This is a genomic window from Allobosea sp. CS1GBMeth4, from assembly GCF_900185715.1.
GTDB lineage: Bacteria > Pseudomonadota > Alphaproteobacteria > Rhizobiales > Beijerinckiaceae > Allobosea.
The window spans coordinates 174,215-189,719 of sequence record NZ_FYAS01000013.1; the positions used below are offsets into that span (position 1 = coordinate 174,215).

Below are 15,505 nucleotides of genomic sequence, written 5' to 3' on the forward strand. Positions count from 1 at the left end.
GGTTCACCGGCTGGCTATTGGTTGAACATCGGCGCGTCGGGCAGGTTGTCGCCGAGACGACCCCAGGAGGCGAACCATGCCGGTCACGCTGAAAGGCTCCTGCCGCTGCGGCAGGGTGAGCTTCACCGCCGACAGTCACACGCCGGTGCCCTACCAGCTCTGCTACTGCTCGATCTGCCGCAAGACGGCCGGCGGCGGCGGCTTCGCGATCAACATCATGGCCGATTCCGCGACGCTGACGATCGAGGGAGAAGACTCGATCGGCCTCTTCCATGCCGAGATCCGCGACGAGGCGGGCCGCTGCGCGAGATCGCGCGGCGAGCGACGCTTCTGCAAGGGCTGCGGAACGGCGCTATGGGTCTACGATCCGGCCTGGCCCGAGCTCATCCACCCCTTCGCATCGGCGATCGACAGCGATCTGCCCATGGCCGCCGAGAAGACCCATATCCTGCTCCGGTTCAAGGCGAGCTGGGTCGAGCCCGTGGTCGGGCCGCGCGATCGCAGCTTCGACGGCTACCCCGAGGAGTCGATCGAGGACTGGCACCGCAGGCGCGGGCTCTGGATCGACTGAGACGGGCCGGGCTCAGCCGATCTCGCGCACCAGATCGACCAGGGCGCCGAGATCGGCGAGCTTGCGGAAGCGCGCCTCTCCTGCCGGCTCCTCGGCATGCTCGAGCGCCCAGGTCAGCTCGTGCGGCACATGCGCCGCCCAGGCACCGGCCGCGAGCGCCGGAACGATGTCGGATTTGAGGGAGTTGCCGACCATCAGCGCCCGCTCCGGCCCGTGTCCGTGCCGGTCGAAGAGCTTGCCATAGATCTGCGGGCTCTTGTCGCTGACGATCTCGACCGCGTCGAAGAAGTCGCCGAGGCCGGATTGCGCCAGCTTGCGCTCCTGGTCGAAGAGATCGCCCTTGGTGATCAGCACCAGCCGATAGCGGCCGGCGAGCGCGGCGAGCGCCTCCCGCGCATGCGGCAGGGTCTCGACCGGATGGGTCAGCATCTCGCGGCCGGCGGCGAGGATCTCGCCGATCACCGACGGCGGCACCGTCCCGCCCGTGACCTCGAGCGCGGTCTCGATCATCGAGAGGGTGAAGCCCTTGATGCCGAAGCCGTAGAAGCCGAGGTTGCGCCGTTCGGCCTCGAGCAGCTTGCCGGAAATCTCGGCTGCCTCGCCATGCTCGCCGAGCAGCGCGACGAAACGGTCCTCGGTGAGCCGGAAGAACTGCTCGTTCTGCCAGAGCGTGTCGTCGGCGTCGAAGCCGATGGTGGTGAGATTTTCAGGCATGGCGTTTCCGTCATTGCGAGCGAAGCGAAGCAATCCAGCAGGCGCGCTCGGCGTCCCTAGATTGCTTCGTCGCTATGCTCCTCGCAATGACGAGGAGCGCCTCAGGCGTCCCTGGCCTTGATTGCCCCCAGGGCCGCCTGCGCGGCGGCGAGACGGGCGATCGGCACGCGGAAGGGCGAGCAGGAGACATAGTCGAGGCCGACGCTCTCGCAGAAGCCGATCGAGGCCGGGTCGCCGCCATGCTCGCCGCAGATGCCGAGCTTGATGTTCGGGCGCGCCTTGCGGCCGCGCTCGGCGGCAAGCCTGACGAGCTCGCCGACGCCATCCTGGTCGATCGTGACGAAAGGATCGGATTCGAGCAGGCCGCGGGCCGTGTAGGCGCCCAGGAAGGAGCCGGCGTCGTCGCGGCTGATGCCGAGCGTCGTCTGCGTCAGGTCATTGGTACCGAACGAGAAGAATTCGGCGCTCCTGGCGATCTCCTCAGCCCGCAGCGCCGCGCGCGGCAGCTCGATCATCGTGCCGACCTGGTAGGTGAACTCCGTGCCGCTCTCCTTGCGTACGGCCTGCGCCATCGCGTCGATGCGCGCCTTGACCAGGTCGAGCTCGGGCGAGCCCATGACGAGCGGCACCATCACCTCGGGGATGACCGGGCTGCCGGTCTCCCTGGCCGCGATCACCGCCGCCTCGAAGATGGCGCGCGCCTGCATCTCGGCGATCTCGGGATAAGCGACGGCGAGGCGCACGCCGCGGAAGCCGAGCATCGGGTTGAACTCGTGCAGTTCGGCTGCGCGGCGCTTCAGCTTGTCGGCCGTCGTGCCCATCGCGGCCGCGACCTCGGCGATCTCGTCGTCGGTGTGCGGCAGGAACTCGTGCAGCGGCGGGTCGAGCAGGCGGATCGTCACCGGCAGGCCCTGCATGATGGTGAAGAGCTCGACGAAGTCCTGGCGCTGCATCGGCAGCAGCTTGGCGAGCGCGGCCCGCCTGCCCTTCTCCTCCTCGGCGAGGATCATCTCGCGCACGGCGAGGATGCGGCCGGCATCGAAGAACATGTGCTCGGTGCGGCAGAGCCCGATGCCCTCGGCGCCGAATTCGCGCGCGGTCTTGGCGTCGCGCGGGGTCTCCGCGTTGGCGCGGATCTTCAGGCGCCGAACCTTGTCGGCCCAGCCCATCAGCGTCTTGAAGTCGCCGGAGAGCTCCGGCTGCTGCATCTTGACCTCGCCGAGCAGGACCTGGCCGTTGCTGCCGTCGATGGTGACGAAATCGCCCGCCTTCAACGTGGTCTGCCCGACGCTCATCGTGCCCTTGGCATAGTCGACGCGGATCTGGCCGGCACCGGAGACGCAGGGCTTGCCCATGCCCCGCGCGACGACCGCCGCATGCGAGGTCATGCCCCCGCGCGTGGTCAGGATGCCCTCGGCGGCATGCATGCCGTGAATGTCCTCGGGCGAGGTCTCGACGCGCACGAGGATGCACTTCCTGCCGGCCTTCTTGGCCGCTTCGGCGGCCTCGGACGTGAAGACGACCTCACCGGCGGCCGCGCCGGGCGAGGCCGGCAGGCCGGTGGTCAGCACGCGCCGCTCGGCCTTGGTGTCGATGGTCGGATGCAGCAGCTGATCGAGCGCGCCGGGCTCGACGCGGCCGACGGCCTCCTGTTCGCTGATCAGGCCTTCCTGGGCGAGATCGACCGCGATCTTCAGCGCCGCCTTGGCGGTGCGTTTGCCGGAGCGGGTCTGCAGCATCCAGAGCTTGCCCTCCTGGATGGTGAACTCCATGTCCTGCATGTCGCGGTAGTGCTTCTCGAGGATGCCGTAGATGCGGCAGAGCTCGGCATAGGCCTCCGGCATCGCCTTCTCCATCGAAGGCTTGTCGGAGCCGGCGGCGAGCTTGGCCGCCTCGGTGATGTCCTGCGGCGTGCGGATGCCGGCGACGACGTCCTCGCCCTGGGCGTTGATCAGGAACTCGCCATAGAGCGCGTTCTCGCCGGTCGAAGGGTTGCGGGTGAAGGCGACGCCGGTCGCCGAGGTCTCGCCCATATTGCCGAAGACCATCGACTGGACGTTGACCGCCGTGCCCCAGGAGGCGGGGATGCCGTTGAGCTCGCGATATTTGATGGCGCGGGCGTTCATCCAGGACGAGAAGACGGCGCCGACCGCGCCCCAGAGCTGTTCCTGCGGGTCCTGCGGGAAGTCGGAGCCGAGCTCCTTCTTCACGATGTCCTTGTACTTGCCGACCAGGACCTTCCAGTCGCCGGCCGAGAGCTCGGTGTCGAGGTGGAGGCCCTTGCGCTCCTTGTACTCCTCGAGCGCCTCCTCGAAATGGCCGTGATCGATGTCGAGCACGACATTGGAATACATGGTGATGAAGCGGCGATAGCTGTCCCAGGCGAAGCGGTCATCGCCCGATGCCCTGGCGACGGCCTCGACGGTGACGTCGTTGAGGCCGAGATTGAGGACGGTGTCCATCATGCCCGGCATCGAGGCGCGCGCTCCGGAGCGGACGGAGACGAGCAGCGGATTGGCGGGGTCGCCGAAGGTCTTGCCCGTCAGCTTCGCCATGCCGTCCAGGGCCGCCTTGACCTCAGCGTCGAGCGTCGCCGGAAAGCTCTTGCCATGGTCGTAATACCAGGTGCAGACCTCGGTGGTAATGGTGAAGCCCGGCGGGACCGGCAGACCGAGATTGCTCATCTCGGCCAGGTTCGCCCCCTTGCCGCCGAGCAGGTTCTTCATCCCCGCCTCACCTTCGGCCTTGCCGTCGCCGAAGGTGTAGACCCACTTCTCGCCTGCCATAGCCTGCCTTTCCCAACGCTGTCGCCGACATCAACGCCGGCGGGGCCGCCTGGTTTCGCATCTGCGATGCCCGCTTGCTGCAGTGCACCGGTGCGGGGGCGGTCTTGCCGAAAACCTGATGAACAATCAATGAGCACATCGTGCAAGATGGGCTGCGGCGGCGCCCGCTCAGCCGCGGCCGCCCCTGGCCGCCTTCGGCCAGCGCAGCGGCCAGGCGACGATGTGCTCGACGACCTCCTCCTCCGCGACTTCCTCCTCGCTGAGGTGGACCCGCCCCCGGACGGAGACCCCGGCCGTGACCACGGTCCGCGGATCGCCGGAGACGAGCGGATGCCACCAGGGCAGGTCCGCCCCCTCGTCGAGCAGCCGATAGGCGCAGGTCGGCGGCAGCCAGGACAAGCTGCGCACGGCTTCCGGCGTCAATGTGACGCAATCGGGCACCAGCTTCGAGCGGTCGGCATAGTCGCGACAGCGGCAGGTCGCGGCATCGAACAGCCGGCAGCCGATGTCGGTGGCGTGAATCCGGCCGGTATCCTCGTCCTCGAGCTTGATCAGGCAGCAGCGGCCGCAGCCGTCGCAGAGCGATTCCCACTCCGCCTGCGTCATCTCCTCGAGCGTCTTGACGCGCCAGAAGGGCGCATCATCGGTGTTCCGGTCGGCCATGGCCGCTTATGCACGGCGGGGGGGCGGTTCGCAATCGCAGGAGGCGCGAGCCGGCCTCGGCGAGAGACGGTCGGCAGCCGGCGGCATGCTCCGCGCGCGGCCGGAGGCAGCTGCGGCCGGCCGTCTTTACATGAATTCTAATCTGTATTTAGAGGAGTTATAATCTAACAAAATTGACCGAATACTCGGATCGTCATAACGGAAGCACGATTTCCATTTTGACGAGACTTCCGATGCTGAGCCGCCGACATCTGCTGCGCGCCCTTGCCGTCACCGCCGGCCTGGCCGTCACCGCCCTGCCCGCGCTGGCCGACAAGGTCACCGTCACCGACATCGTCGGACGCAAGGTCGAGGTCGAGGCGCCGGTCAGGCGGATCATCCTGGGCGAAGGCCGGCAGATGTATTTCGTCGGCGCGCTCGACAGGGAGGAGCCGTTCAAGCGCGTCGTCGGCTGGCGCGACGATCTCGGCAAGGCCGACCCGGAGACCTACCGGGCCTATGAGAAGCGCTATCCGCAGATCGCCAGGCTGCCGACCTTCGGCGGCATGAAGGAGGGCGCCTTCGACATCGAGCAGGCGATCGCGCTCAAGCCCGACGTGCTCTTCCTCAACATCGAGGCGAAGATCGCCAGCGACGAAGCCAAGCTGGTCGACAAGCTCGCCGCGGTCGGCGTTCCGGTCGTCTATGTCGACTTCCGCGAGAAGCCGTTCGAGCACACCGAACCGTCCATGCGGCTGATCGGCAAGCTCTTCGGCAAGGAGCAGGTCGCCGAGGACTTCATCAGGTTCCGGGCCGAGCAGATCAAGATCGTCACCGATCGCCTCGCCGGCGCCAAGGACCTGAAGCGCCCGATGGTCATGGTCGAGCGCGCCGGCGGCTTCTCCGACGATTGCTGCATGTCCTTCGGCGACGAGAATTTCGGCCGGATGGTGGCCTTCGCCGGCGGCCGGAACCTGGCAACGCCGCTGATCCCGGGCACCTTCGGCACGGTCAACGCCGAGCGCATCATCGCCGACAATCCCGATGTGGTGATCGTCACCGGCAGCAGCTGGGACGCCTATGTGCCGGGCGGCGCCTGGGTCGGCCTCGGCAACGGCGCCGACATGACGGAAGCGCGCCGCAAGCTCGCCAATCTGATGAAGCGCCCCGCCTTCACCCAGACAGCGGCCGTGAAGAACGGCCGCGTCCACGGCATCTGGCACCAGTTCTACAACAGCCCCTACCAATTCGTGGCGATCCAGCAGATCGCGAAATGGCTGCACCCGGAGCTGTTCAAGGACGTCGATCCGGACGCGACGATGAAGGCGCTGCACGAGCGCTTCCTGCCGCTGCCCTACGAGCCCGGTCTGTGGGTCTCGCTCGAGGCCGGCAAGTGAGCCTTGCTCCCGCCAGCGCCGGGGAGATCGCGGCCCCGCAGGCGGAGGCGCCACCGGCCGTCTCCAGCGGGCGCGAGGCCTACCGGGCGCTGGCGCTGCGGCGCAAGCTGATCCTCGCCGGCTTCGCCGCCGTGCTGCTGGCCTGCCTCGTCGTCGACCTGATGCTCGGCCCGGCCCGGTACGGCGTGGCCGAGGTCGTCGACGCGCTGCTGTCGCCCTCGACCGCTCCGGCGGCGGTCAGGGTGGTGATCTGGGACATCCGCCTGCCGGTCGCGCTGATGGCGGTCGTCACGGGGGCGGCGCTCGCGATGGCCGGCGCGCAGATGCAGACGGTGCTGAACAACCCGCTCGCCAGCCCGTTCACGCTCGGCATCTCGGCGGCGGCGAGCTTCGGGGCGGCGCTGGCGCTGGTCTTCGGCGTCGCCATCCTGCCCCTCGCCATCGACTATATCGTGCCGCTCAACGCCTTCATCATGGCGATGGCCGCCTCGCTGCTGATCCATCTGCTCAGCCAGCGCCGCGGCGTGACCACCGAAACGGTGGTGCTGCTCGGGATCGCGCTGGTCTTCACCTTCAATGCCCTGCTGGCGCTGCTGCAGTTCTTCGCCTCGGAGCAGGCGCTCGGCGCCGTCGTCTTCTGGATGATGGGCTCACTCACCAAGGCGAACTGGCACAAGCTCGCGATCACCTCGGCCGTGCTGCTCGTCTGCCTGCCGCTGTTCGCGCGCCGGGCCTGGGCGCTGACGACGCTCAGGCTCGGCGACGAGAAGGCGGCGAGCTTCGGCATCGACGTCAGGCGGCTGCGGCTCGAGACCATGCTGCTCGTCGCCCTGCTCGCGGCGGTGCCGGTCGCCTTCGTCGGCACGATCGGCTTCATCGGGCTGGTCGGCCCGCACATCGCCCGCATGGTGATCGGCGAGGACCAGCGCTTCTTCCTGCCGGCCTCGGCGCTGGCGGGCGCGGCGCTGCTCTCGGCCTCCTCCGTGGTCAGCAAGTCGCTGATCCCGGGGCTGATCTTCCCGATCAGCATCGTCACCGCGCTGGTCGGCGTGCCCTTCTTCTTCAGCCTGATCCTGACCAACAGGAGGCGCTCTTGGTGAAGCGCCTGACGCTCAGCGACGTCGGTGTCGCCTATGGCAAGCGCCAGATCCTCTCGGGGATCACGACCCCCACGATGAGGGGCGGCGAGATCGTCGCCGTGATCGGCCCGAACGCCGCCGGCAAGTCGAGCCTGTTCCGCCGCATCGCCGGGCTGATCGCGGGCGCGGGCTCGGTCGATGTCGCGAGCGCGACCGGCAGGGCGCCCTGCTATTTGCCGCAGGACACGGCGGTGAATGCAGTGCTGACCGTCTATGAATCGATCCTGCTCGCGCGCAAGCAGGGCGGCTCCTGGGGCGTCGGCGACGACGAGCTCGCCGCCATCGACGAGGCCCTGCACGCGCTCGACATCGCCGATCTCGCCTTCCGCGGCCTCGGCGAGCTCTCGGGCGGCCAGCGCCAGCTCGTCTCGATCGCCCAGACGCTGGTGCGCCGGCCGGAGATCATGCTGCTCGACGAACCGACCAGCGCGCTCGACCTGCACCGCCAGTTCGAGGTGCTCAGCCTCGTCGCGCGGCTGGCGCGCGAGCGGCAGATCTGCGTGCTGATCGCGATCCACGACCTCAACCAGGCCCTGCGCATCGCCGACAAGGTGATGGTGCTGGCCCAGGGGCGGCTCGCCGCCTTCGGCGCGCCGCGCGAGATCATCACGCCCGCTTTGCTCGAGCAGGTCTACGGCGTTGTCGCGCGGGTCGAAACCGGCGAAGGCAGCACGCCCTTCGTCGTCGTCCATGGCTCGGCCCGCCGCAGGACGCATGGCGAGCCGCAATTCGCCTCGGCCTGACCGGCCGCCAACCCCATTCGATCGCGCACAGCAGACCGCACCATGTCAGACAGCAGCCTTTCTCCCGCCGGCGCCAACTACTCCCTCAAGGAGGAGATCCGCGCCTACTGGTCCGGCCGGGCCGCGAGCTTCGACCAGCAGGTCGGCCATGCCATCAAGTCGGACGCCGAGCTCGCCGCCTTCCAGTCGCTGCTGCGCCAATCCTTCGGCGCGCAGCCCCGCCAGGTGCTCGACCTCGCCTGCGGCACCGGCGAGATCACCCGCGCCCTGCTCTCGCTCGGGCACGAGGTCACGGCGATCGATTTCTCCGAGGAGATGCTCGCGCGTGCCCGGGCCAAGCATGGCGACAGAGCCCGCATCCTGGCGGGCGACGCCGAGCGCCTGCTGGACGACGACGAGACTTACGACGCGCTCGTGACCCGCCACCTGGTCTGGACGCTGACCGACCCCGAGGCTGCCTTCGCCGAATGGTTCCGGGTGCTCCGGCCCGGCGGCAAGCTGCTGGTGATCGACGGCGACTGGATCAACCGCTCCTGGCTGCAGCAAATGCTCAACCGGGCCGCGACCTTCCTGCGCGAGCGCGCCGGCGCCGCCCCGCACGGCGCCGATCGCGAGGCCTTCGAGTCGATCACCAGGCGGTTCTTCTTCCGCGACGGGCTGAGCTTCGAACGGCTCGGCGCGATGCTGCGTCAGGCCGGCTTTGCCCGGATCGAGCCGGCTGACTATGCCCAGGTGGTCCGGGCCCAGCAGCGCAACGCCGCCCTGCACGACGCGCTCCGACTCGCCTCCTCGACCCGCTTCGCCCTGCTCGCGAGCAAGGGCTGACGGCGGCGCCGGACGAGACTCTTCCCTTCGTCCACAACCGCCTCTTCCGTTGCCGGCCCGGAGGCCTTATCTCCTGAGATCGGGTCGGGCGTTCGCCGGCCGGTCCGCGAGGCCGCGGGCGCGCGCCGCCGGCATGCTCAGGGTGGCCGAACATCGTGATGGAGTTCAGGAAGGCACGCTGGACGACCCGCCTGAAGCGCCTCGCGCTGAGCGTCGATTCATGGATCGACGCCTCGCTCTATGCGGCGGGCCATCGCGCCGGCGAGATCTATGAACGCATCCGCAGCGCCACCGACAAGCTGACGGTCGGCGGGCCGAAGCGCCTCGCCGCCGAGTTCGCCAGCGAAGGGCTGAACGTCGGCATCGCCGGCGCGATCGTCATGCTGATGCTGGCGATCCCCGCCTTCCGGGAGGGGCGCGAGGAGGCGCTGAAGCATCAGGTCTTCGCCGTCACCTTCCTCGACCGCTACGGCTCCGAGATCGGGCATCGCGGCGCCCGCCACGACGATTCGCTCAAGCTCGAGGAATTCCCGGACCACCTGCTCAAGGCGGTTCTGGCGACCGAAGATCGGCGCTTCTACGACCATTTCGGCATCGACGTCTTCGGCACCTTCCGGGCGCTGACCGTGAACGCCCGCGCCTCCGGCGTGGTCCAGGGCGGCTCGTCCCTGACGCAGCAGCTGGCGAAGAACCTGTTCCTCAGCAACGAACGCTCGCTCGACCGCAAGATCAAGGAAGCGTTCCTCTCGCTCTGGCTGGAATACCGGCTGACCAAGAACGAGATCCTCAAGCTCTATCTCGACCGCGCCTATATGGGCGGCGGCACCTTCGGCGTCGCGGCGGCGGCCGAGTACTATTTCGGGAAATCGGTGAAGGACGTGTCGCTGGCCGAGGCGGCGATGCTGGCCGGCCTGTTCAAGGCGCCGACCAAGTTCGCCCCGCACGTCAACCTGCCGGCGGCGCGCGCCCGCGCCAACGACGTGCTGAACGCCATGGTCGATGCCGGCTTCATGACGGCCGGCCAGGTCGATTCCGCCAAGCGCAATCCGGCGACGCCGATCGATCGCCGGCGCGATTCCAGCCCAGACTACTATCTCGACTGGGCCTTCGACGAGATCCGCAAGCTCGCCGAGGACGGCAAGCTCGGGCCGGAGCGCGTGCTGACGGTGAAGACGCCGCATGACCCCGCGATCCAGAAGCGCGCCGACGAGGCGGTCGAGGCGGTCCTGCGCCAGCACGGACCGGCCTATCGCGCGCGGCAGGCGGCGGCGGTGGTCATGGACCCCGACGGGGCGGTGCGCGCCATCGTCGGCGGCCGGGACTATGGCGCGAGCCAGTTCAACCGGGCGACGGCGAGCCTGCGCCAGCCCGGCTCCTCCTTCAAGCCTTACGTCTATGCGGCGGCGATGAGCGCCGGGCTCTACAAGCCGACGACGATCGTCACCGACAGGCCGGTCTGCATCGGCAACTGGTGCCCGAACAATTACGGGCGCTCCTATGCCGGCTCGATGCCGCTGACGGTTGCGCTCGCCAAGTCGATCAACACGATCCCGGTGCAGATGTCGATCGCGATCGGCCGGGCGACCGGCGAGACCCACGAGGCCCGCGCCGCGCGCATCGGCCGGATGAAGATCGTCGAGACCTGCCGCGCGATGGGTCTGACCACGCCTCTGGTCGACACGGTCTCGCTGCCGATCGGCGCCGCCGAGGTGACCGTGATCGACCAGGCTGCCGGCTATGCCGTCTTCGCCAATGGCGGCAGGCGGGCCAGGCCCTATGCCGCCTTCGACATCCGCAACTCGGCCGGCGAGGAGATCTACCGCCACGACCGTGACGAGCCGGCCCCCGAGCAGGTGCTGAGCACGCAGGTCGCCCTCGAGATGAACCAGATGCTGTCGACCGTGCCGACCGCCGGCACCGGCCGGCGCGCCGCGCTCGACGGCGTCGTCAGCGCCGGCAAGACCGGCACCACCAACGGTTACAAGGACGCCTGGTATGTCGGCTATACCGGCAATCTCGTCGGGGCGATCTGGTTCGGCAACGACGATTCCTCGGAGACCAACAACATGACCGGCGGCTCGCTGCCGGCGATGACCTGGAAGGAGATCATGTCCTTCGCCCATCAGGGCATCGAGCTCAAGCCGATCCCGGGCGTGGCGCCGCAGCCGGGTGACGCCAGGACGGTCGTGGCGAAGGCCTCCGGCCCCGCCACGGTGGCGAGCGCCGGCGCCGGCCATATGCCGCGGCGCTCCTTCGAGGTGCTCTCCGCCGTCGGCGCGATGTTCAGGGCGGTCGAAGCGCCGCGGTCCGCACGGGCCTCGGCCCAGGCCGGGATCCGCGAGGCCGCGACCGGCCTGTCCGCTCTTCGCTAGGCACCGCCGATGCAGCTCGAAGCCGTCCCATGCGCGCCCTCCCGCTGGCCTATGTGATCGCGCTCGGCGCCGGCCTCGGCCTCGCCTCGGCGCATTATGCCGTGGCCGAGCGGCCCTGGTTCGGCCGCGCCCAGATCGGAGCCTGGACGACCTGGCCGAAGAGCGGAGCGCGCGACATCGACCCCTATATGCGGGCCTATCTGGCACGCGGCGTCCACCTGCCGCTCGGCGCCGGCGAAGGCCTGGAACTCGTCGCCGAGCAGGACGAGGGCGGCCGGGGCCTCGATGCGCGCTGCCGCTATCGCGTCAGCGGAGCGACACCTCCGGCACGGGGCTGGTCTCTCGGAATCACCGATCCCGCGGCGCGGCCGCTGGCGCTCGCGGTCGAGCGCACGAGCTTCACCGACGCCGAGATCGTCCGCGGCGAGCGGGGCGAGATGCGCATCGTCCTGGCGACGACGCCGGAAGCCGGCAACTGGCTGCCCCTGCCGGCGGGCGGGCGTTTCCAGATCCGGCTGCGGCTCTACGACGCGCCGATATCGAGCCATGCCGGCGAGCTCAGGCCCGACGCCCTGCCCCGGATCGCCCGGATCGACTGCCGATGAGCGTGGCCGACGAGACCGGCGTGACGCCGGCGGCGAACCGGCCGCGACCGCGCCGCTGGCTGGCGCGGCTGGGGAGCGGCCTGCTGCGCTTCGCGCTGCTGACGCTGGCGGGCCTGCTGCTCGCCGGCATCGTCCACATCGTCACGGTGCTCCGTGTCCCTCTCCTGGCCACGCGCGATGCGGCGGCCGTCTATGCCGCCCTCGGCATGAACGGCCATGCCGAGCTGGTGACACCGCCGCCGGCCGGGCTGCCGGCGATGCTCGACGCCGATCCCAACAGCGTCGCCGCGGTCTGCAGCTACGACCTTGCGGCCGGACCGCTGCGGGTGGTGGCGCGGACCGGGTCGTTGCCGCTCGGCCTCACCGTCCATCGCCGCGGCGGCGGCATCGCCTACGCGATCACCGACCGGGCGGCGATCCGCGGCGTCCTCGAATTCGTGCTGATGACGCAGGAACAGCTCGACGAGCGGCTGGCGAACGACGAGGAGGGCGAGACCGCGCGGGAGCTGCGGGTCGTCTCTCCCTCGCCGCATGGGCTCGTCGTCGCGCGGGTGGTGGTCCGGCGCGCCTTCGACCGGGGCGAGGCGGAGGCGCTCGCGACCGGAGTCGCCTGCGGCCTGGCGGATTAAAACACCTCCCTGCCATCCACGCGCCGCCGCCCATCCGGCGCGGCACGTCGCAGAGAGCCTGCCCTCTAACCCTTGTAGACGACCGGGCCGCGCGTCGCCGGCGCGCCCTCGCCTCTCCTGCCGAAGACGCCGATCAGGGGCAGATCGCAGGCCGGCCCCGCGTCGCTTTCCAGGGCCATGATCGCCCGCTCGGCCCTGATCGCTTCGCGCGAGGGCATTTCGACGACGAGATTGTCGAGCGAATAGCGATAGCTCTTCAGCCGGAAGCGCGCCCGCTCGCACACCCAGAGCATCAGCCCCTCGTTCTCGACGACCCGGTCATAGGCCGGGTCGCGCTGTTCGGGCGGCACGAGCTGCGAAGCGTCGAGCGCGCGCAGGCGGGCGCGGTCGGCATTGATGACCCGCAAGGCATTGGCCCGGAACTCGCGCAGCAGCAGCCGGTCGCCATTGGCGTCCTCGCTCAGCCGGTTGTAGCGCGACGCCTGCGAGGCGAAGGAACCCGAGGTCAGGGCGCGATGATAGGCGGCGATGTCGCCCGCCTGCCCTTCGGTGGGCAGGATGCGGGAATGAGCGAGCTTGGCGAGCTCCCGGTCGACATCGCTGCGCTCGTGCGCCGGCAGGACCAGACGCCAGGCGCGCGCCCGCAGCCGCTCCTCGTCATCGGTCAGGTGGAACCAGGAGGCTGCGTCTCCGCCGAAGCGGGCAGCCCATTCGCCGAGCGCCGGCGCGATCTGGTCGGCGAAGATGTTGGGCCGCGGACGGCCGAGATCGCCGGTGGTCGAGCAGCCGGCGAGCGCGAGGCAGGACAACGCTGCGGCCAGGATGGAACGGGATACGACGAGATGGCGGCCGGCTTTTCGCATGAAACCCGCTCAGACTCCCAAAGCTCGGCCACCGTCGCGAGGCGGATCGCTCCGCTGGCGGCGCGAGGCGCCTTCATCCGGGACGCCGGCGCCGTGTCTCGCGCTCGCCGCGGCCGGCGGGGCGGGGCCGCCGCGGCGGCTTCCCCGCCGCCGGCTCGAGCTGGCGCTCGTAGCGCACGCCGGTGAAGAACAGGATCTGCCCGAACGGACCCGTCGCCGCGGGTGCCTGGCCGGTGGAGCGCCTGCGCGGCGCGAAAGGAATGACATGTGCCATAATGCGCCTCCCTTGCTGGCGCCTGCGCCGAAATCGCAAACAACACGGAAGCCCGGAGAGACCGTGCACAGATCGCGCCGGCCATCCTCAAGATCATCAACTCCGATCATGGTTAACGCGGTGCTAACGCATCGGAGATAATTGTCGGAAAAGTGACGCCCGCCGACGAGAATCGCCCCATGCCCTCCCGCATCGCCGCAGACCTTGCCGAACTCGCCAGGCTGGCCAGCGATGGCGGGCTCGACCTGCGCCAGGTCGCATTGCGGGTGAAGACGGATCTGCTGCTGGCGACGCCGAACCCGTCGAGCGAGGACATGGCGGCCTTCCAGGTGATGGCGGAGGCGTCGATCCCGGTGGTCGACGACGAGACCGCAGTGATCCTGGCCCGCAAGCTCGCCAGCTGGCCGCATGCGCCCCGCGAGGTGCTGGAGGCCCTGCGCGCGCGGGGCGGCAGGGCGCTCGCGAGCCTGATCACCCACGGCATGCCGCTGAGCCCGTCCGACTTCGAGGAGATCGCCGCCGGAGGCGGCCGCGACGCCCGTCTCGCTCTGGCCGGGAGGCAGGACCTGACCGGCAGCGCCAGCATCGCGCTCGCCGCCGCCGGCAGCGCCGAGATCGATGCGGCCCTGGTCGCCAACCTCGCCGCGCCGCTGCCGCATGCGGCGCTCGACCTGCTGCTGCCGCGTGCCGTCCATGATCCCGCCCTCGGCGCAGGCCTGCTGGCGCGCACCGACCTTCCGGTCTCGGAGCTGACGCCGCTGTTCCTGCAGGCGAGCCTGGAGAAGCGGCTCGCCATGATCGAAGCCGCCGCCGCCCATGAGGCGCTGGCGCCTTCGCCGCGACCGGCCTCGCTCGCGGCGGAGACGGTGTCCGCCCTCACCGCGACGGCGCTGAGCGATCGGCGAGAGGCCTTCGCCGCGCTGGCCAGGACCTTTGGCGGCGATGCCCGCTTCGCCGGCGCGCTGGCCGAGGATTCGTCGCGTCAGCTCGCGGCGCTGACGTTGATCGGCTGCGGGGCCAGCCCGGAGGATGCGACGCGTTTCCTGATCGGGCTCGGCGACGACGCGGCGCGCTCGGTCGAGCGCATCTTCGCCCTGGTCGAGCTGATGCGTTCGGTGCAGCCTGGTGTCGCCCGCCGGCTGGCCCGGCAGATCGGCGGGATCGCCTTGCGCATCCCCCGGTCGGGGACGCTGCAGCCCGCGATGGATCCAAGCGGCACGCCGGCCCGGCCCGGCGCCGAGCGGGCCCCGGCGCGCAGCATCGTTCAGGAGATCAGGCGGAAGCTCGGCGGCCAGGGCTGAGGTCGGCGGTCCGCAAGGGCACGGCACCGTCGTTCCAGGGCAGGCCGATCGGCGCGCCTCGCCGACGAGCGCCTCCGGATCCAGGACCCGTGGCTGCGCAGCGCGCAGGACCAGGCCTAATCCGAGACGACGTCCAGCCGCGCATCGCCGGCGCGGTTCTCGATCTCGACCAGCCAGAGATCGCTGTCGAAACGCAGTTCCCGGGCGATCCGATCCTCCACCGTGAGCGGATCGGCATCGAGGACGAGCTGGAAGCGCCGGTCTCCGCTCTCGTCCGCCAGGGCCTGCGGCGCGGGGCCGTAGAGCGCGGCGGTGCCGTCGAGCCGGTCGAGCTTGACGAAGACGGCGCCGGCCTCGCGCGCGCCGCGGCGGCGCAGCACCGCGACGAGCCCGTCATGCGCAGCGCGGCGGAGATAGGCCGAAACCCAGAAATCGCTGGTCAGGCGGGCCAAGCTGCGCGCTCCCGAAGCGGCAGGAGCGTCAGCGCCGCGCGCCGCGGATCTCGGCCGGCGGCCGGATGTCGGCGCCGTTGATCAGATCGGCGATCGGGTCGCGCGCCGCGGGCTGGGCGGCCGGGGCATGACGGGCGTTGGCCTGGGCAGGCTGCACCTGCCGCGGCTGCGCGGGCGCGACCGGCGCCGGCG

At 69.9% G+C, this 15,505-nt stretch carries 15 protein-coding genes; 9 read left to right on the forward strand and 6 right to left on the reverse strand.

Annotated elements, in window-relative coordinates; genetic code table 11:
• The first annotated feature begins 76 nt into the window (after positions 1–76).
• The gene (locus tag CS1GBM4_RS07305) at positions 77–571 is read left to right on the forward strand and encodes a GFA family protein (RefSeq protein WP_186418031.1); all 495 of its coding nucleotides are present in this window, start codon (positions 77–79) and stop codon (positions 569–571) included.
• Between the two features lie 12 nt (positions 572–583).
• Here CS1GBM4_RS07305 and CS1GBM4_RS07310 read toward each other — a convergent pair whose 3' ends face one another.
• The 3 genes from CS1GBM4_RS07310 to CS1GBM4_RS07320 all read right to left on the reverse strand — a co-directional run bounded on the left by CS1GBM4_RS07310 (position 584) and on the right by CS1GBM4_RS07320 (position 4,734).
• Positions 584–1,285, reverse strand: a complete 702-nt coding sequence (locus tag CS1GBM4_RS07310) for an HAD family hydrolase (protein WP_186418032.1) — start codon at positions 1,283–1,285, stop codon at positions 584–586.
• A 101-nt stretch (positions 1,286–1,386) separates the two neighbouring features.
• Entirely contained in the window at positions 1,387–4,071 is a 2,685-nt protein-coding gene (ppdK, locus tag CS1GBM4_RS07315; RefSeq protein ID WP_186418033.1) for a pyruvate, phosphate dikinase, read from the reverse strand.
• Positions 4,072–4,239: 168 nt separating this feature from the next.
• Positions 4,240–4,734, reverse strand: coding sequence for a YcgN family cysteine cluster protein (locus CS1GBM4_RS07320; protein WP_186418034.1), 495 nt, complete (start codon positions 4,732–4,734; stop codon positions 4,240–4,242).
• A gap of 233 nt (positions 4,735–4,967) precedes the next feature.
• Between CS1GBM4_RS07320 and CS1GBM4_RS07325 the strand changes: the two genes are divergently transcribed.
• The 7 genes from CS1GBM4_RS07325 to CS1GBM4_RS07355 all read left to right on the forward strand — a co-directional run bounded on the left by CS1GBM4_RS07325 (position 4,968) and on the right by CS1GBM4_RS07355 (position 12,423).
• Entirely contained in the window at positions 4,968–6,110 is a 1,143-nt protein-coding gene (locus CS1GBM4_RS07325; RefSeq protein ID WP_186418035.1) for an ABC transporter substrate-binding protein, read from the forward strand.
• 26 nt (positions 6,111–6,136) lie between these two features.
• Positions 6,137–7,210 carry an iron ABC transporter permease gene (locus CS1GBM4_RS07330; protein WP_186418060.1) on the forward strand — a complete coding sequence of 358 codons (1,074 nt, stop codon included), beginning with the start codon at positions 6,137–6,139 and terminating at the stop codon, positions 7,208–7,210.
• Entirely contained in the window at positions 7,207–7,992 is a 786-nt protein-coding gene (locus CS1GBM4_RS07335; RefSeq protein ID WP_244607103.1) for an ABC transporter ATP-binding protein, read from the forward strand. Before CS1GBM4_RS07330 ends, CS1GBM4_RS07335 begins: the two co-directional genes overlap by 4 nt.
• Before the next feature lie 42 nt (positions 7,993–8,034).
• Positions 8,035–8,817, forward strand: coding sequence for a methyltransferase domain-containing protein (locus CS1GBM4_RS07340; RefSeq protein ID WP_186418036.1), 783 nt, complete (start codon positions 8,035–8,037; stop codon positions 8,815–8,817).
• 158 nt (positions 8,818–8,975) lie between these two features.
• Positions 8,976–11,189, forward strand: coding sequence for a PBP1A family penicillin-binding protein (locus CS1GBM4_RS07345; RefSeq protein ID WP_186418037.1), 2,214 nt, complete (start codon positions 8,976–8,978; stop codon positions 11,187–11,189).
• Between the two features lie 29 nt (positions 11,190–11,218).
• On the forward strand, positions 11,219–11,794 hold the full coding sequence (locus tag CS1GBM4_RS07350; protein WP_186418038.1) for a DUF1214 domain-containing protein: 576 nt from the start codon (positions 11,219–11,221) through the stop codon (positions 11,792–11,794).
• Positions 11,791–12,423 (forward strand): hypothetical protein, encoded by a 633-nt coding sequence (locus CS1GBM4_RS07355; protein ID WP_186418039.1) that lies wholly within the window; start codon positions 11,791–11,793, stop codon positions 12,421–12,423. Before CS1GBM4_RS07350 ends, CS1GBM4_RS07355 begins: the two co-directional genes overlap by 4 nt.
• Before the next feature lie 65 nt (positions 12,424–12,488).
• Here the strand turns inward: CS1GBM4_RS07355 and CS1GBM4_RS07360 are convergent, their stop codons facing one another.
• Positions 12,489–13,286, reverse strand: coding sequence for a hypothetical protein (locus CS1GBM4_RS07360; protein WP_186418040.1), 798 nt, complete (start codon positions 13,284–13,286; stop codon positions 12,489–12,491).
• Between the two features lie 73 nt (positions 13,287–13,359).
• Entirely contained in the window at positions 13,360–13,560 is a 201-nt protein-coding gene (locus CS1GBM4_RS07365) for a hypothetical protein (protein WP_186418041.1), read from the reverse strand.
• A 179-nt stretch (positions 13,561–13,739) separates the two neighbouring features.
• Between CS1GBM4_RS07365 and CS1GBM4_RS07370 the strand changes: the two genes are divergently transcribed.
• Entirely contained in the window at positions 13,740–14,861 is a 1,122-nt protein-coding gene (locus CS1GBM4_RS07370) for a DUF2336 domain-containing protein (RefSeq protein WP_186418042.1), read from the forward strand.
• Positions 14,862–14,977: 116 nt separating this feature from the next.
• On the opposite strand, the gene CS1GBM4_RS07375 is transcribed toward CS1GBM4_RS07370, so the two are convergent.
• Positions 14,978–15,313 carry a DUF1491 family protein gene (locus CS1GBM4_RS07375; protein ID WP_186418043.1) on the reverse strand — a complete coding sequence of 112 codons (336 nt, stop codon included), beginning with the start codon at positions 15,311–15,313 and terminating at the stop codon, positions 14,978–14,980.
• Positions 15,314–15,505 lie beyond the last annotated feature (192 nt).

Coding starts and splice junctions, on each gene's coding strand:
- CS1GBM4_RS07305 (WP_186418031.1), top strand. CDS start 77: ATGCCGGTCACGCTGAAAGGCTCCTGCCGCTGCGGCAGGGTGAGCTTC.
- CS1GBM4_RS07310 (WP_186418032.1), bottom strand. CDS start 1,285: ATGCCTGAAAATCTCACCACCATCGGCTTCGACGCCGACGACACGCTC.
- ppdK (WP_186418033.1), bottom strand. CDS start 4,071: ATGGCAGGCGAGAAGTGGGTCTACACCTTCGGCGACGGCAAGGCCGAA.
- CS1GBM4_RS07320 (WP_186418034.1), bottom strand. CDS start 4,734: ATGGCCGACCGGAACACCGATGATGCGCCCTTCTGGCGCGTCAAGACG.
- CS1GBM4_RS07325 (WP_186418035.1), top strand. CDS start 4,968: ATGCTGAGCCGCCGACATCTGCTGCGCGCCCTTGCCGTCACCGCCGGC.
- CS1GBM4_RS07340 (WP_186418036.1), top strand. CDS start 8,035: ATGTCAGACAGCAGCCTTTCTCCCGCCGGCGCCAACTACTCCCTCAAG.
- CS1GBM4_RS07345 (WP_186418037.1), top strand. CDS start 8,976: ATGGAGTTCAGGAAGGCACGCTGGACGACCCGCCTGAAGCGCCTCGCG.
- CS1GBM4_RS07350 (WP_186418038.1), top strand. CDS start 11,219: ATGCGCGCCCTCCCGCTGGCCTATGTGATCGCGCTCGGCGCCGGCCTC.
- CS1GBM4_RS07355 (WP_186418039.1), top strand. CDS start 11,791: ATGAGCGTGGCCGACGAGACCGGCGTGACGCCGGCGGCGAACCGGCCG.
- CS1GBM4_RS07360 (WP_186418040.1), bottom strand. CDS start 13,286: ATGCGAAAAGCCGGCCGCCATCTCGTCGTATCCCGTTCCATCCTGGCC.
- CS1GBM4_RS07365 (WP_186418041.1), bottom strand. CDS start 13,560: ATGGCACATGTCATTCCTTTCGCGCCGCGCAGGCGCTCCACCGGCCAG.
- CS1GBM4_RS07370 (WP_186418042.1), top strand. CDS start 13,740: ATGCCCTCCCGCATCGCCGCAGACCTTGCCGAACTCGCCAGGCTGGCC.